The organism is Bradyrhizobium amphicarpaeae, assembly GCF_002266435.3.
GTDB lineage: Bacteria > Pseudomonadota > Alphaproteobacteria > Rhizobiales > Xanthobacteraceae > Bradyrhizobium > Bradyrhizobium amphicarpaeae.
Genome location: NZ_CP029426.2, coordinates 1,868,590 through 1,890,126 on the forward strand (window position 1 = coordinate 1,868,590; position 21,537 = coordinate 1,890,126).

Here is a 21,537-nt window from a genome sequence, read left to right on the forward strand (position 1 = left end):
CAACGTTCGAGACCGGCACTATGCCGCGAAGTTGCGACACGGCCGTTGCGCCAGATCATTCATGTATCTGTCATAAATCTCCGCGCTCGCGCAGCAAGTCGGCGCAGTGGCGCGCGATGGTGATCTCCTCGTTGGTGCGGATGACGAAGACGTTCACCGTGCTGTTCGCAGCGCCGATGCGCTCGCGCGTCGCGTTGTTCGCGACGGCGTCGATGCGCACGCCGAGCCAGCCGAGACGTTCGCCGATCTCGCTGCGGATCTCCTTCGCATGCTCGCCGATGCCGCCGGTGAAGACCAGGCAATCCAGCCCACCGAGCGTGTTCGCCATCATCGCAACCTGCTGTGCCGCACGGAAGGTGAAGAGATCGACCGCGTCCTGCGCCGCCACCTCGCCGCTCGCAAGCAGCGTGCGCATATCCGAAGAGAGGCCGGAAACGCCGAGCAGGCCGGATTGGTGATAGAGCAGATGCTGGACGTCCTCGACGGACATCTTCTCCTGTTGCTGCAGATAGAGCAGCACGCCGGGATCGATCGTGCCGCTCCGCGTGCCCATCACCAGACCGTCGAGCGGCGTCAGCCCCATCGTGGTGTCGACGCTGCGACCGTTGCGGAGTGCGCAGAGGCTGGCGCCGTTGCCGAGATGCGCGACGACGGTGCGCTTCTCGACGAGCTGCGGCGAGATCTCGGCGAGGCGCCCGGCGACATATTCGAACGACAGGCCGTGAAAGCCGTAGCGCCGGATGCCGCGCTCCTCGAAACGTCGCGGGATGGCGAAGCGGCTCGCGGGCGGCGTCATGCCGTGATGGAAGGCGGTGTCGAAACAGGCGATCTGCGTCAGCTCCGGGCGGATCGCCGAGATGGTGTGCACCGGCGCCAGGCAGCGCGGCTGGTGCAGCGGCGCCAGCGGCGTCAGCCGCTCCAGCTTGGCACCAACCTCGTCTGTCAGTTCGACCGGGCCGGAATGATCCGGGCCGCCATGGACGATGCGATGGCCAGCGGCGCGCAGGCGATGATTGCCGAACTGGTCCTCGATGAAGGCGAGCACGTCGGCGAACAGATGACCGCCGTCCGTGTCCGATGCCGCCCGCTGCTTCTCGAACAGGCTTTCGCCCGCGGGGCTCTTCACCACGAGGCGGGGCCTCGTCTCGTGCTCGTCGAGCAGGCCGTTGCAAAGCAGGGCCGGCACGGCGGCCGAGATGTCGAACAGGCCGAACTTGATGCTCGACGAGCCGCTGTTGAGAACGAGGACCGCCTCCGGCTTTGGCATGAGGTCAACCGGTCCTGCCTGGCCAGGCCCAGTCCCGCACCGCCGGCATGTCCTCGCCGTGTTCGCGCACGTAGCGCGAATGCTCGCTCAGCGTATCGCGGAACTGCTGCTTCACATGCGCGGCCCTGGTGGCAAGCCCCGGCACGCGCTCGATCGCCTCGATCGCGAGGTGGTAGCGGTCGAGCTCGTTGAGCACGACCATGTCGAACGGCGTCGTCGTGGTGCCTTCTTCGATGAAGCCGCGCACATGCATGCCGGCGTGGTTGGTGCGGTTGTAGGTCAGCCGGTGGATCAGATGGGGATAGCCGTGGTAGGCGAAGATCACCGGCTTGTCGCGCGTGAACAGGCCGTCGAAGTCGCGGTCGGAAAGCCCGTGAGGATGCTGGTCCTGCGGTTGCAGCGTCATCAGGTCGACGACGTTGACGACGCGGATCCTGAGATCGGGCAGGGCTCTGCGCAGCAGGTCCACGGCGGCAAGCGTTTCCAGCGTGGGCACGTCGCCGGCGCAGGCCATCACCACGTCCGGCTCGAGACCTCCGTCTTCCGTGCCCGCCCACGTCCAGATGCCGATGCCGGCATCGCAATGCGTGGCTGCGTCCTGCATCGACAGCCATTGCGGCGCCGGCTGCTTGCCGGCGACGATAACGTTGATGCGGTTGTAGGTGCGCAGGCAGTGATCGGCGATCCACAGCAGCGTGTTGGCATCCGGGGGAAAGTAGATGCGGACGATGTCGGCCTTCTTGTTGGCGACGAGATCGACGAAGCCGGGGTCCTGATGGCTGAAGCCGTTGTGGTCCTGGCGCCAGACATGCGAGCTCAGCAGATAGTTGAGCGAGGCGATCGGCCGCCGCCACGGCAGGTGCCGCGTCACCTTCAGCCATTTGGCGTGCTGGTTGAACATGGAATCGACGATGTGGATGAAGGCCTCGTAGCAGGAGAAGAAGCCGTGCCGTCCGGTGAGCAGGTAGCCCTCGAGCCAGCCCTGGCAAAGATGCTCGCTGAGGACTTCCATGACGCGGCCGTCTTGCGCCAGATGCACGTCGTAAGGCTCGATCGGCTCCATCCAGACCCGCTCGGTCGCCTCGAACACCGCATCCAGCCGGTTTGACGCGGTTTCGTCCGGGCCCACGATGCGGAAATTGCGTTCCTTTGCGTTGAGGCGGATGACGTCGCGCAGGAATTTGCCGAGCTCGCGCGTCGCTTCGCCGGTCACGGCGCCGGGCTGCGGCACCTCGACGGCGAAGCTGCGGAAGTCCGGCAGGTTCAACTCCTTCTTCAAGAGGCCGCCATTGGCATGCGGATTGGCGCCCATGCGCCTGATACCGTCGGGCGCCAGGGCCTGCAGCTCGGGGATGAGCGCGCCGCTTTCATCGAACAGCTTTTCGGGCTCGTAGCTGCGCATCCAGTCTTCGAGCACCTTGAGGTGCGCCGGATTCTCGCGACAGCCCGCCACCGGGACTTGATGCGCCCGCCAAAAACCCTCGACCTTTTTGCCGTCGACTTCCTTCGGGCCGGTCCAACCCTTCGGGCTGCGCAGCACGATCATCGGCCAGCGCGGCCGCGCGACGATTTTGCGTCCGTCGCGGGCGTGCTGCTGGATCGAGCGGATGCTGGCGAACGCGACGTCGAGCGCGTCCGCCATGGCCTGGTGCATCAATTTGGGATCGTCGCCCTCGACGAACAGCGGCTCGTGGCCGAGCCCGCGGAACAGATCGCGGATTTCGCCGTCGGGCATCCGTCCGAGCACGGTCGGGTTGGCGATCTTGTAGCCGTTCAGGTGCAGGATCGGCAGCACCGCGCCGTCATGAGCGGGGTTGAGGAACTTGTTGGAATGCCAGGACGCAGCCAGCGGGCCGGTCTCGGCCTCGCCATCGCCGACCACGCAGGCGACGATCAGATCAGGATTGTCCAGCGCCGCGCCATAAGCATGCACCAGCGCGTAGCCGAGTTCGCCGCCCTCGTGGATCGAGCCCGGCGTTTCCGGCGCCGCGTGACTCGGAATGCCGCCGGGGAAGGAGAATTGCCGGAACAGCTTGCGCAATCCGTCCGCGTCGCGCCCGATGTCGGGATAGATCTCGCTGTAACTGCCTTCCAGATAGGTGTTGGCGACCATGCCCGGCCCGCCATGGCCGGGGCCGCAGACATAGAGCACGCTGAGATCGAGCGCGCGGATGACGCGGTTGAGATGGGCGTAGATGAAGTTCAGGCCGGGCGTCGTGCCCCAATGGCCGAGCAGACGCGGCTTGATGTGCTCGGGGCGCAAGGGCTCGCGCAGCAGCGGATTGTCGAGCAAATAGATTTGCCCGACGGAGAGGTAGTTCGCGGCGCGCCAGTAGCGATCGAGGAGGTCGAGGTTGCTGCTTGCCGCGGCCGATTGTTGTTGATTTGTCATATTCATGCTGACCTTCACCCGGCGATCGTCACCAACATTGTTCCGCGACGATCGATCCCTGGCCGGCATCAAACGAGATCATTGCGACGGGCATGTTGCGTGAGGTCAAGCGGCCCCGCCCGAAATTTGGGCGGCTACTGTGCATGGGGTTGTTTTCCCATTTTTCGTTTATGTTCTTGATTTGTTCCGCTGTGGTGCTATCTTGGCTTCATGAGTCCAGCAGCATCCTCTCATGCGCTCAAGCACCCGCCGGTCAAGGCGCCCTCCGAGCCGGCGGGTGTGGACTCTGACTTTCCAGAGCTTGGTGTCGCCATCGACCGCGCGCGCAGGCGAGGGCGGGGTGCGCAGTCCAACACCAGCGGCCGCTATGAGGCCGAGGCCCGAATTGCCTTCGACGATGGCTGGCAGAGCCTCGAAGAGCTGCCGCCGTTCAAGACCAGCGTCGGCGTCGACACCTCGCGCAAGGTGATCACGCGCAACGACAGCCCCGATATCGGCTTCGACCGCTCGATCAATCCCTATCGCGGCTGCGAGCACGGCTGTGTTTATTGTTTTGCGCGGCCGACTCATGCCTATCTCGGCCTCTCTCCGGGGCTCGACTTCGAGTCGAAACTGTTCGTGAAGCCCGAGGCGCCGGCGCAGCTCGAGGCGGAGCTTGCGGCTCCAGGCTACGAGCCGCGGATGATCGCGATCGGCACCAACACCGATCCCTATCAGCCGATCGAGCGCGAGCGGAAGATCATGCGCGGCATCCTCGAAGTGCTGGAGCGCGCCGGCCATCCCGTCGGCATTGTCACCAAATCGGCTCTGGTGGTGCGCGACATCGACATTTTGTCGCGCATGGCCAAGCGCAATCTCGCCAAGGTCGCTATATCAGTGACCTCACTCGATCCGAAACTGGCGCGCACCATGGAGCCGCGTGCGGCGACGCCGTCGAAGCGGCTGGAGGCGCTGAAGCAACTGTCGGAGGCCGGCATTCCCACCACCGTGATGGTTGCGCCCGTGATCCCCGCACTGAACGATTCCGAGATCGAGCGCATTCTCGATGCGGCCGCGCATGCCGGCGTCAAGGAAGCCTCCTATGTCCTGCTGCGGCTGCCGCTGGAGGTGCGCGATCTCTTCCGCGAATGGCTGATGGCGAACTATCCGGACCGCTATCGCCACGTCTTCACCCTGATCCGCGAAATGCGCGGCGGGCGCGATTACGACGCGAAATGGGGCGAGCGGATGAAGGGCACCGGCCCGATGGCCTGGACCATCGGCCGCCGGTTCGAGATCGCCTGCGACAGGCTCGGTCTCAACAAGCGGCGCTCCAAGCTGACCACGGATCATTTCGCCCGGCCGAAGCGGAACGGCGATCAGCTCAGCCTGTTCTGAGCGAGAAAAGAGAAGCGTAGTATGAGTAAGGAAGTTCCGGCTCCAGTGCCCCGGCTGACCGTCATCACGCTGGGCGTGAGCGACATCCGCGCCAGCATTGCGTTTTATGATGCCCTCGGTTTTTCACGCCGGCTGAAAGCGACCGTCGAGGCGGTGGCGTTCTACGACACCGGTGGTCCGGTGCTCGCGCTGTACCCCTGGGATCAGCTCGCGGCCGACGCCAAGCTGCCGGACGATCCAAGGCCTACCGCCTTCCGGGGCATGACACTCGCCTGGAACTGCGCCACGCGTGGAGAGGTGGATGCCGTGCTGGCCTTCGCCCTCAGCAAGGGGGCGAAACTGGTGAAGGCCGCGCACGAGACCGATTACGGCGGTTATTCCGGTTATTTCACGGACCCCGACGGCCATCCCTGGGAGGTCGTCGTTGCACCCGGTATCGAGGTCGGCGACGACCGGCGGGTGCATCTGGCAGAGTAGGGCAGGCTGAATAGCGGGTATTTTGAGCGGTTCCGGGTTGCACCGGCCGGGCCGCTTGCGCACGATCCCGGCCATGATTCGGGACAAGTCCGCCAAGACACCGGCCAAAGACGCGCCAAACAAGGACGCTGCGAAGAAGGCAGCGCCCGCCAAGGCCGGCAAAGCACCTGCGACCAAGGTTTCGGCCGGCAGGAGCGCGGGCAAGAAGGGCATCATCGCGGTCGCTTCCCCAAGCTTTCGCCGCGAGCGCGCGCTGATCAAGCGCGGCGTCTGGCCGGTCGCCGGCTGCGACGAGGCGGGCCGAGGGCCGCTCGCCGGGCCCGTGGTGGCTGCGGCCGTAATTCTCGACCCTGACCGGATCCCGCGCGGCATCGACGATTCCAAGCGCCTGACGGCGGAGGAGCGCGAAAGACTGTTCGACAAAATCTGCGCCACCGCCCAGGTCTCGGTCGCCGTCGCGTCGCCCGCGCGAATCGACCGCGACAACATATTGCGGGCCTCACTATGGGCGCTGAAGCGCGCGGTGGTGGCTCTGCCGGAGGCGCCGAGGCACGTCTTCGTCGACGGCCGCGACCGGCTCGACACGCCTTGCGATTGCGAAGCCGTGATCGGCGGCGACGGTATCGTGCTGTCGATCGCCGCGGCCTCCATCGTCGCCAAGGTGACGCGCGACCGCCTGATGTGCGCGCTGGCGCAGGACTGCCCCGGCTACGGCTTCGAGCAGCACAAGGGCTACGGCGTCCCCGAGCACCTCGATGCGCTGAACCGCCTTGGCCCCACCGTCTACCACCGCCGCTTCTTCGCCCCGGTCGCGGCGGCGCGTGCCAAGCACATGCCGTGGACCGCTGAGCCGGTGCAGGATTTGTTCGCGGTCACCGAGGTCCAGGTGGAAGCCAGTGTCGAGGTCGACGTCTCGGTTGGGCTCTAATCTTTCCCACGCGGGGCGGCCGTCCGCTCGCCCCGCGTGCGGGGAGCAGAGCGAGAAGCGACCGGGGAGAGGAAGCAAACCGTCGTTGCCACGACGCGTGACGCCCCTTATCAAAGAACGCGTGAGCGAATAGGGCCGGCTGGACGGGTTGGCTGCATCTTTCGGGCGTTGCATGCGGTTTACCTCCCTGGTCATCGAGCTCATTCGCGCCCGGCCGCGGCTGATCGTCTGGATCGCCGTGCTGCTGCAGGCCGCGATGTGGCTGTTCGTCGCGCTGGTGTTCTATCGCAGCCCACCCGGCACCCTCGCGACGCTGCTGGCTTTCGGACGCGAATACCAGGTCGGCACGGATCTCGGCCCACCCTTGCCGGTCTGGCTCGCCGACATCGCCTATCGCGCCGCCGGCGGCCACATGTTCGGCGTCTATGTGCTGGCCGAGCTCTGCGAGATCGCGACCTTCATCACGCTCTACTACCTGTCCCGCGCCGTGGTCGGCTCGCAGCAGGCGGTGCTCGCGGTGCTCTTGACCATGACGGTGCTCGCCTTCTCCTCGTCGGCGCTCGACTTCGGCCCCCTCGTCCTGGCCCGTCCGCTCTGGGCGCTGCTGCTGCTGCACTCCTGGCAGATCATCGGCCAGCGTCGCGGCAATGCCTGGTTCGCCTGGTCGATCGAGGCCGGTCTGTTGCTGCTGACGACGCCTTCAGCGATTTTCCTGCTGCTCCTGCTCGTCGTCTTCGCGCTCTCGACTGTCGGCGGCCGCCGCACGCTGCTCGCGCTCGATCCGCTGTTCGCGTTGATCGTCGTCGCGGTGCTGGCGTTGCCCTACGCGGCCTGGCTGATGCGGGCGGAGACGCTGGTTTTACCGACCTTGCCTGCAGTCACTGATCTGAACGCGCGCGCGGTCCATGCGGCCTGGCTGCTCGGCGGCCTCGTGCTCGGAGCGGCCGCGATTCCCGCGCTGACTTTCCTCAACACCGGCCTGTTCGCAGGGAAGGGCGAGGAGCCGCCGATCATCTATCGGCCGCCGGTCGAGCCGCTCGCGCGCAACTTCGTCTATTTCTTCGCGCTGGCGCCTGCGCTGGGCGCGGTGCTGATTTCCGGCCTGCTCGGGCTCGACTCCGTCGTCGGCGGCGCCGGCGTCGTGCTGGTGATGTCCGGACTCGCCGTGGTGGTCGCGGCCGGCGATCTCATCGCGATGCGCCGCGCGCGGATGTTGCGCATGGTGTGGGCCGCGGCCGTCGTGGCGCCGGCCGTGGGCGTCGTGCTCGCCGTCCTGCTGCTGCCCTGGACCGGCACCGGAGAAATTGCGACCTCGATGCCCGCGCGTGCGATCTCGGACTTCTTCGACGAGAGCTTTGCCCGCCGCACCAACCATCGCCTGCGCGCGGTTGCCGGCGAGACGCAGCTGGCGAGCCTGATTGCGCTGCATTCGGGCCGGCCGCATCTCTTCGTCGACGCCGACCCCGCCCGGACGCCGTGGATGAACCAGACGAAATTCGCCGAGACCGGCGGCGTCGTGGTCTGGCGCGCCTCCGATACCGCCGGCACGCCGCCGCCCGACATCCTCAAGCGCTTTCCCGGCATCGTCCCCGAAGTGCCGCGCGCCTTCGAATGGCTGGTGACAGGCCGCCAGCAATTGTTGCGCATCGGCTGGGCCATCGTGCGGCCGAAGGGGACGTAGCCACGGTCGTCATTCCGGGGCGCGGCAAAGCCGCGAGCCCGGAATCCATTCACCCACCAACTCTGTCGTCCGATGGATTCCGGGCTCTCGCTTCGCGAGCCCCGGAATGACACGGCATGTGTAGCTACGTCGCGCCTTGCTCCAGCACCTTCGCGATCGCCCGCAGATCCTGCCAGGCCAGCCGCTTGTAGGATGGCGAGCGCAACAGATAGGCCGGATGGAACGTCGGCAGCGCGCGGATGGTCCGTCCGCCGGCGTCGTAGTCGAACCAGCGTCCGCGCGTGCGCATGATGCCCTCGCGCGTCGACAGCAGCGTCTGCGTCGAGGGATTGCCGAGCGTCACCAGCACGTCGGGATTCACCAGCTCGATCTGGCGCTGGATGAACGGCAGGCAGATCTGCGTCTCCTGCGGCGTCGGCGTGCGGTTGCCGGGCGGCCGCCACGGAATCACGTTGGCGATGTAGGCCGTGCTGCGGTTGAGGCCGATGGCTGCCATCATCAGATCGAGCAGCTTGCCGCTGCGCCCGACGAAGGGCAGTCCCTCGATGTCCTCGTCGCGGCCCGGCGCCTCGCCGACGAACATGATGCGCGCCTGCGGATTGCCGTCGGCAAACACCAGCCGCGTCGCGGTGTGCTTCAGCGCGCAGCCCTCGAAGCTTTGCATCAGCTCGCGCAGCGCCTCCAGCGTCGGCGCGGTGCGCGCGGCCTCGCGTGCGGAGGCAATCGCGATGTCGGGCGCCGGTGCGGCCTCGCCGCGCATGGTCGCGGGGGCGGCGACAGGACGAGGTGCCTCGACCGGAGGCGCCGCGCGCGGGGTCGGCGGCGGGGCGTCCAATTCCGCCAGGCGGTCGATCGGTTCCTCCGCGAGCGCGCAATCGACCCCGGCCTCCAGATAGAAGGCGAGAAGCTCTCGGACGGTGGGTGCGGGCTCGGGGATCATTTGGAAAGTCAGACTATTAGTTCATCTTAGGCCGCCTTGCATCCCAGCGGAACGCATTTCCGCTGTTGTCCTACCCGGAAAAATCGGAAACAAGGGGGCGCAAACGACCAAGGAACCGTCTCAAGGGCTGAGATCAGATGAGCACCGAAGAACTTCCCCCGCGCGAATCCATGGAATTCGACGTCGTCATCGTCGGCGCCGGCCCCTCGGGCTTGTCGGCCGCGATCCGGCTGAAGCAGCTCAATGCCGATCTCAACGTCGTCGTGGTGGAGAAGGGCTCCGAGGTCGGTGCGCACATTCTCTCCGGCGCGGTGATCGATCCGGTCGGGCTCGACAAGCTCGTGCCGGACTGGCGCGAGGATTCCGACTGCCCGCTGAAGACCCAGGTGAAGGACGATCGCTTCTACTGGATGACGGCCGGTGGCGCGATCAAGCTGCCGGGCTTCATGATGCCGCCGCTGATGGACAACCATCATTGCTACATCGGCTCGCTCGGCAATGTCTGCCGTTGGCTCGCGCGCAAGGCCGAAGCGCTCGGCGTCGAGATCTATCCGGGCTTCGCTGCGGCCGAGGTGCTCTATGACGAGGCGGGCAACGTCAAGGGCATTGCCACCGGCGACATGGGCATCGGCCGGGACGGCAAGCCGAAGGACTCCTTCACGCGTGGCATGGAGTTGCTCGGCAAGTACACGCTGTTCGCCGAAGGCGCACGCGGCAGCCTGACCAAGCAGCTCATCGCCAAATTCGCGCTCGACTCCAAGAGCGAGCCGGCGAAGTTCGGCATCGGCCTCAAGGAAGTCTGGCAGATCGATCCCGCCAAGCACCAGAAGGGCATGATCCAGCATTCCTTCGGCTGGCCGCTCGATCTGAAGACCGGCGGCGGTTCGTTCCTTTATCACTACGACGACAATCTCGTCGCCGTCGGCTTCGTCGTGCATCTGAACTATGACGATCCCTATTTGTCGCCGTTCGATGAATTCCAGCGTTTCAAGACCCATCCTTCGATCCGCGGCACCTTTGAAGGCGCCAAGCGCCTCGCCTATGGCGCGCGCGCAATCACCGAGGGCGGCTACCAGTCGGTGCCGAAGCTGAGCTTCCCCGGCGGCGCGCTGATCGGCTGCGCGGCCGGCTTCGTCAACGTGCCGCGCATCAAGGGCGTGCACAATGCGATGGGCACCGGCATGCTCGCGGCTGAACATACCGCGGCGGCGCTGGCAGCTGATCGCGCCAATGACGAACTGGTCGACTACGAGAATGCGTGGCGATCGTCATCGGTCGGCAAGGATCTGTTCCTGGTCCGCAACGTCAAGCCGCTGTGGTCGAAGTTCGGCACGGTGCTTGGCGTCGCGCTCGGCGGCATCGACATGTGGTGCAACACGCTGTTCGGCGGCTCGCTGTTCGGCACCCAGGCGCACGCCAAGCCCGATCGCGCCACGCTCGATCCGGCCAAGAGCCACGCGCCGAAGAACTACCCGAAGCCGGACGGCAAGATCTCGTTCGACAAGCTGTCCTCGGTATTCCTGTCCAACACCAATCATGAGGAGGATCAGCCGGTCCACCTAAAGGTCACCGACATGAACCTTCAAAAGACCTCCGAGCATGACGTGTTCGCCGGTCCCTCGAATCGCTATTGTCCGGCCGGCGTCTACGAATGGGTCGAGGAGGGCACGGGCCCACGCTTCCAGATCAACGCCCAGAACTGCGTCCACTGCAAAACCTGCGACGTAAAGGATCCCAACGGCAACATCACCTGGGTTCCCCCCGAGGGCGGCGGCGGTCCGAACTACGAGGCGATGTAAAGAGCGGGCCGGCTCGCGGATTGGTCACGACGTGATCCGGCGCACGTTCGCGTGAGGAGGGGGCCGCGGCCACCGGTCGCGGCCACGATAAGGCCATACTGGCAGCGTCTTGGGACTGCTCCTGGCCGATTTAGGGCTTGCGGAGGGGGGCGTCCGGCCCGAATCCTTGCGGCGGAGCGCCAAAAGCGGCATTGTCGGCCCGACGGTTCCGGGTCCCGATGCCACCGGCCGCGTTCGCATGCGATACGGCCCTCTGCTGCAAACCCAGGCACTACCAACTCAAGGCGAGCCCTGATGTTTTCAAATCGTTTCAACCGCTGGACTGTTGCCGCCATCGCCCTCATGGGCACAGCGATCGCGACCGTCCCGGGCAGGGTCCTGGCGCAGACGCCGGATCACCCGGAGAACACGGCAGCGCAGTTTCCGACCCGAAACGATCTGAAGTCGCTCACCGGTGCCGGCAGCTATCTCGCCGCCCGCCATGCCAGCGTCGAGCGCGACGCGGCCTCTGCTGCAGCGTTCTATCGTTCGGCCCTGCGCACCGATCCCAAGAACAACGAGCTGCTCGACCGCGCCTTCATCTCGTCGGTCGCCGACGGCGACATCGAGGAGGCGGTCAAGCTCGCCGAGCGCGTCCTCACCATCGACAAGACCAACCGCGTCGCGCGCCTGGTCGTCGGCGTGCATGATCTCAAGGTGAAGAAGTACGCGGCGGCGCAGACCAACATCAACCAGTCGATCCGTGGGCCGATCACCGATCTTGTCGCCACGCTGCTGTCGGGCTGGGCCGCCTACGGCGCCGGCGATGCCAAGGGCGGCGTCGCCACCATCGACAAGCTGGCAGGTCCCGAATGGTACCCGCTGTTCAAGGACCTCCACGCCGGCATGATCCTCGAGCTCGCGGGCAAGGAGAAGGACGCCGGCACCCGCTTCGAGCGCGCCTACAAGCTCGACGATTCCATGTTGCGCGTGACCGAGGCCTACGCACGCTGGCTGTCCCGCAACAAGGATTCCGCCGCCGCGACCACCGTCTACCAGGCCTTCGACAAGAAGCTCGCGCGCCATCCGCTGATCCAGGAAGGCCTGCGCGAGACCAAGGCCGGCAAGAAAATGCCGCCGCTGGTCGATTCCGCCCAGGCCGGCGCCGCCGAAGCGCTCTACGGCATCGGCGCCACGCTGACCCGCCGCGGCGGCGAGGACCTGGCGCTGGTCTATCTCCAGCTCGCGCTCTACCTCCAGCCGACCCATCCGCTGGCGCTGCTCTCGCTCGCCGATCTCTACGAGTCGGTGAAGCGGCCGCAGATGGCGATCAAGGTCTATGAGCGCGTGCCGGCGAACTCGCCGCTCAAGCGCAACGCGCAGATCCAGCTTGCCATCGATCTGGATTCCGCCGACCGCACCGACGAGGCGATCAAGATCCTCAAGGGCGTCACATCGGAGGATGCCAAGGACCTCGAAGCGATCATGGCGCTCGGCAACATCGAGCGCGGCCGCAAGAAATTCGGCGACTGCGGCGCGACCTATTCGCAAGGCATCGACGCGCTGACACCGGGAAACGATAAGGCCAACAGCGTCTGGTACTATTACCGCGGTATCTGCGAGGAGCGCTCCAAGCAGTGGGCCAAGGCCGAGGCCGACATGAAGAAGGCGCTCGAGCTCCAGCCCGACCAGCCGCACGTCCTCAACTATCTCGGCTATTCCTGGATCGACCAGGGGATCAACCTCGATGACGGCATGAAGATGATCAAGCGCGCCGTCGAGCAGCGTCCCGACGACGGCTACATCGTCGACTCCCTCGGCTGGGCCTATTATCGCATCGGCAACTACGAAGAAGCGGTGAAGAACCTCGAGCGCGCCATCGACCTCAAGCCCGAGGATCCGACCATCAACGACCATCTCGGCGACGCCTATTGGCGGGTCGGCCGCACGCTGGAAGCCAAATTCCAGTGGGCGCACGCGCGCGATCTCAAGCCGGAGCCGGAAGAGCTGCCGAAGATCGAGGCCAAGATCGCCAATGGTCTGGCCGACGACAATTCGAACTCCTCTGCAGCGCAGGCCGAGAAGAAAAAGGATGACGGCAAGGGCGGCTAGTCTGAGTGAAGTTGGGGGCGTGTCGCCGATGCCGGCGTTGATTGAAGAAGGACGGGCGAAGGTCAATCTCAGCCTTCGCGTCGTCGGCCGTCGTGCCGACGGCTATCATGATCTCGAAAGTGTGGTCGCGTTTGCAGACTGCGCCGATCGGCTCACCTTGGAGCCGGGCGGCGAGCTGAAGCTCACCACCACCGGACCGCTTGCCGCGGCTTGCGGCGATACCGCGGACAATCTCGTTTTCAAGGCGGCCAAGCTTCTGACTGACGCGGTGCCGAACCTGAAGCTCGGCGCCTTCGCGCTCGACAAGGTGCTGCCGGTTGCCGCCGGCATCGGCGGCGGCTCGGCCGATGCCGCGGCGGCGCTGCGGCTCCTGGCGCGTCTCAACAATCTGGCGCTCGACGATCCGCGCCTGCAGAAGGTCGCGCTCGCGACCGGCGCCGACGTGCCGGTGTGCCTGTTCTCGCGCGCCTGCGACATGACCGGCGTCGGCGAGCAGCTACTGCCGCTCGCCCTGCCGAGCATGCCATGCGTGATGGTCAATCCGCGCGTGCCTGTGGCCACCAAGGATGTTTTCCAGGAGCTGGGCCTGCGCAACGGCGAGCTCCTGGTCGGCGCCACCTCGGTCCTCCGAGCTCCGGCCTGGCCGGAGGAGGGCGGGTCGATCGCCGATTGGGTCGAGGTTCTCGAAACCGTCGCCAACGATCTCGAAGAGCCCGCGCTGCGCATCGAGCCCGTGATCGGCGAGGTGCTGGAGGCCTTGCGTGGTTCCGCCGGCGTCAAGCTCGCCCGCATGTCCGGCTCGGGCGCGACGTGCTTTGCGATCTACGGCTCGCCCGCCGATACGCATGCCGCGGCCGAAAAGATCCGGCGCGACCATCCCGGCTGGTGGGTGCATGCGGCGACGTTGAGCTAGCCAGGCATTTCACCAAAGATGCTGCCGTAGGGTGAGCAAAGGTGCGAAGCGCCGTGCCCACGATCTTTCCGATACGGCGACAGGTGCGTTGGCACGCTTCGCTTTGCCCACCCTACGGCAGCGCCGTAGCCCGGATGAGCGAAGCGATATCCGGGATTCTTGCTTGTGGCGTCCCGCATGTCGCTGTGCTCATGCGGGCTACTGCAGCGAGGCTAGCAGCTTTCTTCGTCGAGCCCCAAGAACCGCCGGATCTCACCCAGTACCTCCTGCGGCTTGTCGTGCTGCAGCCAGTGCCCCGCGCCTGAGATGGTCTCGATGCGCGCGTTCTGGAAATAACGCTCAAGCCCCGCTGCTCTGGCACCGGCGAGAAAGCTTTCGCCGGCGTTGAGCAGCAGCGTCGGGCAGGTGATGCGCGACCACAGCGCGACGTGATCGTCCGGCCAGAGCCGGTGCGGCGCCGAGACGCGCTGATAGGGATCGAACTTCCAGCTATAGGTGCCGTCCTCGTTCTGCCGCGCGCCGTGCGTGGCGAGATGCAGCGCGAGGTCGCGGGACAGGCGCTTGTTGTGCAGCATCATCTGTGCAGCCGCCTCATCGAGGGTCGCATAGCGGCGCGGCGTGCGGTCGTGCAGCTTGTCGAGCTGGGTCACCCATTTGCCCATGCGCTCATGCGCCAGCGGCTTCGGCGTGTCCGGCAGCATGGTCACGCCGTCGAGCACGACCAGCTTCGAGACCTGCTCGGGGAATGCGCCCGAGAAGATCAGGCTCACCATGCCGCCCATGGAATGGCCGATCAGCGTGACCTCGGGCGCTGCGATGGTGCGGAGGAGCTGGGTGAGATCGTAGACATATTCGGTCAAGGCATAGCTGCCGCCGCGAGTCCATTCGGAATCGCCGTGGCCGCGCAAATCGGGCGCGACCACGTGAAAATGCGGCTGCAGCGATTGGGCGATGACGTCCCAGCTCCGGCAGTGGTCGCGGCCGCCATGGACCAGGATCAGAGGCGGCGCGCTTTCATTGCCCCAATCGGCGTAATGCAGCCGCAGTCCGTGCGACTCGTAAAACCGGCTTTGCGGAGCGCTATCCATTCGCGGGCCGCCGCACCAGTGCCAGCGACAGGCCGAGGCCCGCGATGAAGACGCCGGAGCCCTGCGTGAGACGCCGCATCAGGTGCGGCCGCCCAATCAGCTGCGCGCGTGTTGCGGACGCCATCAGCACCACGACGATATCGGCGAGCGTGTTCAATGCCACCGAGATCGCACCCAACATGATGAATTGCAGCGTGGGGTTCGATCCCGCGGGATCGAGGAATTGCGGAATGAAGGCGAGGAAGAACGCGGCGGTCTTCGGGTTCAGCGCCTCGACCAGCACGCCGTCGCGGAACGCGCGCGTGTCACCGGCCGGCTCGCTTTCCAGCGACAGTTCGCGGCCAGCCCCACGAAAAGTCTTGATGCCGAGCCAGACCAGATAGAGCGCGCCGACGAATTTGACGGCGCCGAACAATTCGGCGCTGGCGAGGATGATTGCGGAGATGCCGAGGCTGCCGGCGGTGACATGAACCAGCCCGCCCAACGCCGTGCCCGCGGTCGATGCGAAACCGCTGACGCGTCCTTCCGACAAGGTCCGTGCCGCGACGTAGAAGATGCCGGGGCCCGGAACGGCGGCGATGAGACAGGCCGCGGCGAGGAATAGCCAGAAATTGGTTTCGATCATCCTTTTCTCGTAGCGCAGCGCGCCGCGATTGCAAGTCTTCTGGCGCGAGGGGCCCGTCGTTCAATCCATGCGGCGGAAGATCACGCTGGCATTTACCCCGCCGAAGCCGAAACCGTTGGAGATCGCGTGTTGCATCGGCATCGGCCGCGCACTGCCGGCGATGATGTCGATGCCTTCAGCGCCCGCATCGGGGTTTTCGAGGTTGAGCGTCGGCGGCGCGATCTGGTCGCGCAAAGCGAGCACGGTGAAGATCGCCTCGAGGCCGCCGGCGGCGCCGAGCAGATGGCCGGTGGCCGATTTGGTCGCGCTGACGGCGATGCCGCGGTTGCGGCCGAACAGCGCGGCGATGGCGCCGAGTTCGCTCTCGTCGCCGGCCGGCGTCGAAGTCGCATGGGCGTTCAGGTGTTGCAAATCCGCGGGCGCCAGGCTCGCCTGCCGGAGCGCGATCTCCATCGCGCGGCGCGCGCCGTCGCCGTCGGGCGGACCTGATGTCATGTGGTAGGCGTCGGCCGTCGTGCCGTATCCGATCACTTCCGCGATCGGCGTGGCGCCGCGCGCGAGTGTATGTTCGAGCTCCTCGATCACGAGAATGCCGGCGCCTTCGCCCATCACGAAGCCGTCGCGGTCCCGATCGAACGGGCGCGAGGCCCGTGCGGGCTCTTCGTTGAAACCGCTCGACAATGCGCGCGCCGCCGCAAAGCCGCCGAGGCTGACGATGTCGATGCAGGCCTCCGCACCGCCGCAGATCGCGATGTCGACTTCGCCCGCACGGATCATGCGCGCGGCATCGCCGATCGCCTGGACGCCGGCGGCGCACGCCGTGACCGGCGTTCCCAGTGCGCCCTTGTAGCCGTATTTGATCGAGACGTGGCCGGCGGCGAGGTTGGCGAGAAACGAGGGTATCGTGAACGGCGAGAGCCGGCGCACGCCGCGCTGCTCGGTAATGCGCACCGCCTCCGCCATCGCCGGGAAACCGCCGACGCCGGAGGCGATGATCGTCGCGGTGCGCTCCAGCGCGGCGGCGTCCTGCGGCGTCCATTTGGCCTGTGCGATCGCCTCGGCGGCCGCAAGCAGCGCGAACAGGATGAAGCGATCCATCTTGCGCTGGTCTTTTGTTGGAGCTGCCTGTGCAGGGTCGAAGCCGCCCTCTGCATCGTCGGTCTTGTCGGGCACGAGTCCGGCAATGCGCGCCGGAAGAACTTGCGCCCATTCGGGCAGGGGGCGCAGTCCGCTGTGGCCGGCGAGCAGCCGGAGCCAGGAGGTTTCGACACCGCAGCCGAGCGGCGACACCGCTCCCATGCCTGTTACGACGATACGACGCATGTCAGTCTCCAGCCGGCGCGACGGCCGGGTTCATGGCCTTGAGCGAAGCGAGCCGCTTGCGCATGCCGCTGCTGGCGCGGGGGCCGGGAATGGCGACCGTGTTCGCGAGCGTGATCGGTTGCATGTCGGCGGCATCGACCACGACGGGATGACACGGTCGAGCGCTGCTCCGCTTCGCCAGCACGATGGATTCACCCTTGGGCGCGAGATGCTTGTTGCCCCAGGCGAGCAGCGTAGCGATCACCGGGAAGAAATCGCGCGCCTTGTCGGTCAGAACATATTCGTAACGCGGCGGCCGCTCCTGATAGCGGCGGCGCACGAACATGCCTGATGCGGTGAGATGGGCGAGCCGACGCGACAGGATGTTGGGTGCGATCCCGAGGCTTTGCGAGAACTCGTCGAACTTCGTCGCACCCTGAAACGCATCCCGCAGGATCAGGATGCTCCACCATTCGCCGACCGTTTCCACCGCGCGGCCGACCGGGCATTCCAGGATCGAAGGGGATTTCGGCTGCATGACGGGAAAGTAAACTAGTGACTTGCAAAAAGCAAGTAACCCAAGCTGTGACCGGAGCGAGTGGAGGATGCGATAAGAATACGCCGGCTGGGCGAATGGGGAGGACGGTATGGCGCCGGATAGCACTCTCGTGCCCCGGACGCGCAGCAGCGTTTCACGCTGCAGCGTGTCCGGGACATGAGAGGGACTGGCGCTGTTGTATCTTGCTCCGTCATTGCGAGCGGAGCGAAGCAATCCAGGCTGTTTCCGCGGAGGGAGTCTGGATTGCGTCGTTACGCCCGCAATGACGAGCTGGAGACAGTCGGGACCAAAATCACGGCTGTCGTCCCGGCGTTCGCCGGGACGATACCGATGGTGTCGCGAGTACTTGTGCCTAGACGCAGGGCCTAATGCGACCGCGCCAGACAGAACGCCACCACCTGCTCCAGCGCGCTCTTCATCGGCGAGGAGGGGAACAGCGCCAGCGCATCCACCGCCATGGCGCCGTAGTGCTGGGCGCGGCTCAGCGTATCCTCAAGCGCGCGGTGCTTGTTCATCAGGCCGATGGCGTGGTCGAGGTCGCTATCGCCGATCTCGCCGCGCTCCAGCGCCTTGATCCAGAACGCGCGCTCGGTATCGTTGCCGCGGCGGAAGGCGAGCACCACGGGCAGCGTGATCTTGCCCTCGCGGAAATCGTCGCCGGTGTTCTTGCCGAGCTTGGCGCTCTTGCCGCCATAGTCCAGCACGTCGTCGACGAGCTGAAAGGCGATGCCGAGATTCATGCCGACCGAGCGGCAGGCGGTCTGCTCGGCCTTCGGGCGGTTGGCGATGACGGGACCGACCTCGCAGGCGGCTGCGAACAGCTCGGCGGTCTTGCCGCGGATCACGGCGAGATATTCGTCCTCGGTGGTCGCGGTGTTCTTGGCGGCGGCGAGTTGCATCACCTCGCCCTCGGCGATGGTGGCGGCGGCCGCGGAGAGGATGTCGAGCGCACGGAGCGAGCCGACCTCGACCATCATGCGGAAGGCCTGGCCGAGCAGGAAGTCGCCGACCAGCACGCTCGCCTCGTTGCCCCAGAGCATCCGGGCCGACAGCTTGCCGCGCCGCAGCTCGCTCTCGTCGACGACGTCGTCGTGCAGCAGCGTGGCGGTATGCATGAACTCGACGGACGCGGCGAGCTTGATATGGCCGTCGCCGCTGTAGCCGGCGAGGTTGGCCATGGCGAGCGTCAGCATCGGCCGGAGCCGCTTGCCGCCGGAGGAGATGAGGTGGTTGGCGACTTCCGGGATCATGGTCACGTCCGAACCGGTCCGCGACAGGATCGTGGCGTTGACGCGCTCCATGTCAGGGGCGACAAGGGCAACCAGCTCTTCGATCGACGCGCCGGGAGTTTCGAAAGGTACGATGACGGCCACGCCGGTCTCCAATATTTGCCCCGGAGGGGCTATTCTGACGGAAAGACAATAGAAACTGGCGGCGGATGCGGCAAGGCCCGCGGAATCATTGACATTTGCCGCTTTTGCCCCCTTTCAGGCAAGGAAACCTGCGTTTTGCGTGAACTGGTTCGGACCAACGATATAGTGCTGGTGTCGGCGATCGGCGCGCTGCTCGACGGCGCCAATATCCATCATCTGGTGCTGGACCAGAACATGAGCATCATCGAGGGCTCGCTGGGCATTTTGCCGCGGCGGATCCTGGTTCATGAGGAGGACGCCCAGGAGGCGCGGGCGCTCCTCATCGAAGCCGGCCTCAGTCATGAACTGCGCTGCGATGAGTGAGGCCGCGCATATTACCGAGGACGCCTTTCTCGGCGGGCAGTTGCGCCTGAGGCAGAAGCGCAGCGGCCACAGAGCCGGGCACGACGCCATCCTGCTTGCGGCGGCGACCGAGGCCCGCCCCGGGGACCGCGTGGTCGATTTCGGCGCCGGCATCGGCACGGCCGGGCTGGCGCTGGCACGGCGCGTCCCTCGTATCGGGCTGAGCCTGGTCGAGATCGATCCGGAGCTGGCCGAGCTCGCGCGCGCCAATGCCGCCGCGAATGCGCTTGCCGCCGAGATCATCGTGCTCGATGTCACGGCCGAGGCCCCGGCATTTGCGGCAAACGGGCTGTCGCCCGATAGCGTCGACGTCGTGCTGATGAATCCGCCGTTCAACGACCCCGCCCGGCATCGCGGCTCGCCGGACCAGGGGCGTCACACCGCGCATGTGGCGAAGGAGGAGACTCTACATGCCTGGGTGCATGCAGCGCGGCGCATCCTCCGATCGAATGGTGTGCTGACCCTGATCTGGCGCGCAGATGGAATCGCCGAGGTCCTGGCGGCGCTGTCACGCGGCTTCGGCGGCCTCGCGATCCTGCCGGTTCACGGCGAGGCGGGGCGGCCCGCGATCCGCGTGCTGGTGCGTGCGGTCAAAGGCAGCCGGGCTCCGACGCGACTGCTGCCGGGCCTCATGCTCAACGACGAGCAAGGCGTATCCAAAAAAGAGGTGATTGAGATTCTGGAGGGGAGAGCGGCCCTGCCGCTGGTGGAACCGTGACGGCTTACTGCGGAAGCGATTCCGGCCGCTGCTCTTGCGGAGACGTCAGGCGGATCGCCATGAACAGCGCACCGATCAGCAGCATCAGCAGATAGATTTTCATGGTGTTCTCCGCTGGCTCATTGCAGCCTCCCAACGGGAAATCTGCAAAACACGTTCCAGGCACTTCCAATGACAGTCGCGTGATAAAAAATGGTTAATCAGAGGTAACGGCATGGCCGAACAATTGAACGATCGTGAGAGTTCCGGCCTGGCCGACAAGCTCATGCAATATCTGCCGGCGCGTTTCCGGCCCGGCTCGGCCGTCGTGCCGGTGGTGCGGCTCTCCGGGGTGATCGGCGCGGTGACGCCGCTGCGCCCGGGCATGACGCTCGCTGGCGTCGCCAAGGTGCTGGAGCGCGCGTTCTCGTATCGGCACGCCAAGGCGGTGGCGCTGGTGATCAACTCGCCCGGTGGCTCGCCGGTGCAGTCGCGCCAGATCTACCTGCGCATCAAGCAGCTCGCGGCGGAGAAGAAGTTGCCTGTGCTGGTGTTCGTCGAGGACGTCGCGGCCTCCGGCGGCTACATGATCGCCTGCGCCGGCGACGAGATCATCTGCGATCCCTCCTCGATCCTCGGCTCGATCGGCGTGGTCGGCGGCAGCTTTGGTTTTCAGGAGGCGATCAAGCGGCTCGGCATCGAGCGGCGGCTCTATACCGCTGGAGAGCATAAGGCGATGCTGGATCCTTTCCTGCCGGAGAATCCGGAGGACGTCGCCAAGCTCAAGGCGATCCAGCGCGAGATCCACCAGATCTTCATTTCGCTGGTGAAGGAAAGCCGCGGTTCACGATTGAAGGCGGCCGACGACACCCTGTTCACCGGCGAGTACTGGGCCGGCGATACGTCGGTCGCACTCGGGCTTGCCGACAGCATCGGCGATCTCCGCTCAACTCTTCGTGCCCGCTATGGCGAGAAGGTTCTCACCCCCGTGATCGCGCAGCCGAGCGGGCTGTTGTCCGGCCTTTTGGGACGCAAACCGGCCGGTGCCGGCCAGCTTTCGGCCATGGAATCAATGGCCGGCCTGCCGGATGAGCTGATCTCGGCGGTCGAGACACGGGCGATCTGGGCGAAATTCGGGTTTTAGGCCGAGCCCTGCCGCGCCATTTGGTCCAGCCCGAGCCAATTGCGGCGCAGCCCCGGTTGCGCAACAATGTGCACGGGGGCTGAGCACTCAACGAGGATCGACCGATGCCGCCGTTCGTTGCATTTGCGGGCGTGCTGGGTGGGCTTGCCGTGGTCCGCTGGGCCTACAAGACCGCTGTGAGGATCAACCAGGAGCTGGACGAGATGCGCCTGTCGCGCGTCGCCGAGGCCGCTCATATGGGGGACATCCAGACGCTGAAGCGTGACCCCGTGACCGGAGCGTATCGGCCCGGTTAGGCGCTCCGCACACCGCTGCCGTAGGGTGGGCAAAGGCGCTCCTGCGCCGTGCCCACCATCTCCTCGACAGCAACAGACGTGGGCACGCTTCGCTTTGCCCACCCTAAGGCACCGTTCAAGGCGTGCGGTTGAGCCCGAATCCGCCCCTTTGCCTTGATTCCCACCCCCGCCGTCGATACGGTCCCG

At 66.0% G+C, this 21,537-nt stretch carries 19 protein-coding genes; 11 read left to right on the forward strand and 8 right to left on the reverse strand.

Translation table 11 applies throughout. From position 1 onward, the window contains the following. Positions 1-70: 70 nt before the first annotated feature. A complete protein-coding gene (locus CIT40_RS08860) occupies positions 71-1,267 on the reverse strand; it encodes an acetate/propionate family kinase (RefSeq protein ID WP_094892086.1) in 1,197 nt (398 codons plus the stop codon). A 4-nt stretch (positions 1,268-1,271) separates the two neighbouring features. Beyond that, positions 1,272-3,659, reverse strand: coding sequence for a phosphoketolase family protein (locus CIT40_RS08865; protein WP_162307837.1), 2,388 nt, complete (start codon positions 3,657-3,659; stop codon positions 1,272-1,274). 210 nt (positions 3,660-3,869) lie between these two features. On the opposite strand from CIT40_RS08865, the gene CIT40_RS08870 reads away from it, so the two are divergent. From CIT40_RS08870 to CIT40_RS08885, 4 genes are all read left to right on the forward strand, one after another. After that, complete coding sequence (locus tag CIT40_RS08870) at positions 3,870-5,036, forward strand: PA0069 family radical SAM protein (protein ID WP_094892088.1); 1,167 nt, start codon at positions 3,870-3,872, stop codon at positions 5,034-5,036. A 21-nt stretch (positions 5,037-5,057) separates the two neighbouring features. Next, positions 5,058-5,513 (forward strand): VOC family protein, encoded by a 456-nt coding sequence (locus CIT40_RS08875; protein WP_094892089.1) that lies wholly within the window; start codon positions 5,058-5,060, stop codon positions 5,511-5,513. A 73-nt stretch (positions 5,514-5,586) separates the two neighbouring features. Beyond that, positions 5,587-6,441: a ribonuclease HII gene (locus CIT40_RS08880; protein WP_094892381.1), complete on the forward strand. Its 855-nt coding sequence runs from the start codon at positions 5,587-5,589 to the stop codon at positions 6,439-6,441. 172 nt (positions 6,442-6,613) lie between these two features. Then, positions 6,614-8,122 carry a glycosyltransferase family 39 protein gene (locus CIT40_RS08885; RefSeq protein ID WP_094892090.1) on the forward strand — a complete coding sequence of 503 codons (1,509 nt, stop codon included), beginning with the start codon at positions 6,614-6,616 and terminating at the stop codon, positions 8,120-8,122. A 124-nt stretch (positions 8,123-8,246) separates the two neighbouring features. Here the strand turns inward: CIT40_RS08885 and CIT40_RS08890 are convergent, their stop codons facing one another. Further along, on the reverse strand, positions 8,247-9,062 hold the full coding sequence (locus CIT40_RS08890) for a uracil-DNA glycosylase (protein ID WP_094892091.1): 816 nt from the start codon (positions 9,060-9,062) through the stop codon (positions 8,247-8,249). 137 nt (positions 9,063-9,199) lie between these two features. Between CIT40_RS08890 and CIT40_RS08895 the strand changes: the two genes are divergently transcribed. The 3 genes from CIT40_RS08895 (at position 9,200) to CIT40_RS08905 (ending at position 13,865) form a co-directional block, all read left to right on the forward strand. Beyond that, positions 9,200-10,861, forward strand: coding sequence for an electron transfer flavoprotein-ubiquinone oxidoreductase (locus CIT40_RS08895; RefSeq protein WP_094892092.1), 1,662 nt, complete (start codon positions 9,200-9,202; stop codon positions 10,859-10,861). Positions 10,862-11,155: 294 nt separating this feature from the next. Continuing rightward, positions 11,156-12,952: a tetratricopeptide repeat protein gene (locus tag CIT40_RS08900; RefSeq protein ID WP_094892093.1), complete on the forward strand. Its 1,797-nt coding sequence runs from the start codon at positions 11,156-11,158 to the stop codon at positions 12,950-12,952. A 28-nt stretch (positions 12,953-12,980) separates the two neighbouring features. Continuing rightward, positions 12,981-13,865 (forward strand): 4-(cytidine 5'-diphospho)-2-C-methyl-D-erythritol kinase, encoded by an 885-nt coding sequence (locus CIT40_RS08905; protein WP_162307415.1) that lies wholly within the window; start codon positions 12,981-12,983, stop codon positions 13,863-13,865. Between the two features lie 212 nt (positions 13,866-14,077). Here the strand turns inward: CIT40_RS08905 and CIT40_RS08910 are convergent, their stop codons facing one another. The 5 genes from CIT40_RS08910 to CIT40_RS08930 all read right to left on the reverse strand — a co-directional run bounded on the left by CIT40_RS08910 (position 14,078) and on the right by CIT40_RS08930 (position 18,812). Then, positions 14,078-14,953, reverse strand: coding sequence for an alpha/beta fold hydrolase (locus tag CIT40_RS08910; RefSeq protein ID WP_094892095.1), 876 nt, complete (start codon positions 14,951-14,953; stop codon positions 14,078-14,080). Continuing rightward, complete coding sequence (locus tag CIT40_RS08915; RefSeq protein ID WP_094892096.1) at positions 14,946-15,578, reverse strand: LysE family translocator; 633 nt, start codon at positions 15,576-15,578, stop codon at positions 14,946-14,948. Before CIT40_RS08915 ends, CIT40_RS08910 begins: the two co-directional genes overlap by 8 nt. A 60-nt stretch (positions 15,579-15,638) precedes the next feature. After that, positions 15,639-16,901 carry a beta-ketoacyl-ACP synthase II gene (fabF, locus tag CIT40_RS08920; RefSeq protein WP_094892097.1) on the reverse strand — a complete coding sequence of 421 codons (1,263 nt, stop codon included), beginning with the start codon at positions 16,899-16,901 and terminating at the stop codon, positions 15,639-15,641. Position 16,902: 1 nt separating this feature from the next. After that, positions 16,903-17,418, reverse strand: a complete 516-nt coding sequence (locus CIT40_RS08925) for a winged helix-turn-helix transcriptional regulator (RefSeq protein WP_094892098.1) — start codon at positions 17,416-17,418, stop codon at positions 16,903-16,905. Positions 17,419-17,804: 386 nt separating this feature from the next. After that, the gene (locus tag CIT40_RS08930) at positions 17,805-18,812 is read right to left on the reverse strand and encodes a polyprenyl synthetase family protein (protein WP_094892382.1); all 1,008 of its coding nucleotides are present in this window, start codon (positions 18,810-18,812) and stop codon (positions 17,805-17,807) included. Positions 18,813-18,947: 135 nt separating this feature from the next. Between CIT40_RS08930 and CIT40_RS08935 the strand changes: the two genes are divergently transcribed. The 4 genes from CIT40_RS08935 (at position 18,948) to CIT40_RS08950 (ending at position 21,351) form a co-directional block, all read left to right on the forward strand. Next, a complete protein-coding gene (locus CIT40_RS08935) occupies positions 18,948-19,175 on the forward strand; it encodes a putative signal transducing protein (protein ID WP_094892099.1) in 228 nt (75 codons plus the stop codon). Then, entirely contained in the window at positions 19,168-19,932 is a 765-nt protein-coding gene (locus tag CIT40_RS08940; protein WP_094892100.1) for a tRNA1(Val) (adenine(37)-N6)-methyltransferase, read from the forward strand. Before CIT40_RS08935 ends, CIT40_RS08940 begins: the two co-directional genes overlap by 8 nt. 214 nt (positions 19,933-20,146) lie before the next feature. Next, positions 20,147-21,055 (forward strand): S49 family peptidase, encoded by a 909-nt coding sequence (locus CIT40_RS08945; protein WP_094892101.1) that lies wholly within the window; start codon positions 20,147-20,149, stop codon positions 21,053-21,055. Between the two features lie 104 nt (positions 21,056-21,159). Beyond that, complete coding sequence (locus CIT40_RS08950; protein ID WP_094892102.1) at positions 21,160-21,351, forward strand: hypothetical protein; 192 nt, start codon at positions 21,160-21,162, stop codon at positions 21,349-21,351. Positions 21,352-21,537: the final 186 nt, after the last annotated feature.

Excerpts from the sequence above, each read along its gene's own strand:
- CIT40_RS08890 (WP_094892091.1), bottom strand. The coding sequence starts at position 9,062 with ATGATCCCCGAGCCCGCACCCACCGTCCGAGAGCTTCTCGCCTTCTAT.
- CIT40_RS08885 (WP_094892090.1), top strand. The coding sequence starts at position 6,614 with ATGCGGTTTACCTCCCTGGTCATCGAGCTCATTCGCGCCCGGCCGCGG.
- CIT40_RS08925 (WP_094892098.1), bottom strand. The coding sequence starts at position 17,418 with ATGCAGCCGAAATCCCCTTCGATCCTGGAATGCCCGGTCGGCCGCGCG.
- CIT40_RS08910 (WP_094892095.1), bottom strand. The coding sequence starts at position 14,953 with ATGGATAGCGCTCCGCAAAGCCGGTTTTACGAGTCGCACGGACTGCGG.
- CIT40_RS08950 (WP_094892102.1), top strand. The coding sequence starts at position 21,160 with ATGCCGCCGTTCGTTGCATTTGCGGGCGTGCTGGGTGGGCTTGCCGTG.
- CIT40_RS08945 (WP_094892101.1), top strand. The coding sequence starts at position 20,147 with ATGGCCGAACAATTGAACGATCGTGAGAGTTCCGGCCTGGCCGACAAG.
- CIT40_RS08905 (WP_162307415.1), top strand. The coding sequence starts at position 12,981 with ATGCCGGCGTTGATTGAAGAAGGACGGGCGAAGGTCAATCTCAGCCTT.
- CIT40_RS08940 (WP_094892100.1), top strand. The coding sequence starts at position 19,168 with ATGAGTGAGGCCGCGCATATTACCGAGGACGCCTTTCTCGGCGGGCAG.
- CIT40_RS08915 (WP_094892096.1), bottom strand. The coding sequence starts at position 15,578 with ATGATCGAAACCAATTTCTGGCTATTCCTCGCCGCGGCCTGTCTCATC.
- CIT40_RS08865 (WP_162307837.1), bottom strand. The coding sequence starts at position 3,659 with ATGACAAATCAACAACAATCGGCCGCGGCAAGCAGCAACCTCGACCTC.
- CIT40_RS08875 (WP_094892089.1), top strand. The coding sequence starts at position 5,058 with ATGAGTAAGGAAGTTCCGGCTCCAGTGCCCCGGCTGACCGTCATCACG.
- CIT40_RS08860 (WP_094892086.1), bottom strand. The coding sequence starts at position 1,267 with ATGCCAAAGCCGGAGGCGGTCCTCGTTCTCAACAGCGGCTCGTCGAGC.
- CIT40_RS08900 (WP_094892093.1), top strand. The coding sequence starts at position 11,156 with ATGTTTTCAAATCGTTTCAACCGCTGGACTGTTGCCGCCATCGCCCTC.
- CIT40_RS08880 (WP_094892381.1), top strand. The coding sequence starts at position 5,587 with ATGATTCGGGACAAGTCCGCCAAGACACCGGCCAAAGACGCGCCAAAC.
- CIT40_RS08870 (WP_094892088.1), top strand. The coding sequence starts at position 3,870 with ATGAGTCCAGCAGCATCCTCTCATGCGCTCAAGCACCCGCCGGTCAAG.
- fabF (WP_094892097.1), bottom strand. The coding sequence starts at position 16,901 with ATGCGTCGTATCGTCGTAACAGGCATGGGAGCGGTGTCGCCGCTCGGC.
- CIT40_RS08895 (WP_094892092.1), top strand. The coding sequence starts at position 9,200 with ATGAGCACCGAAGAACTTCCCCCGCGCGAATCCATGGAATTCGACGTC.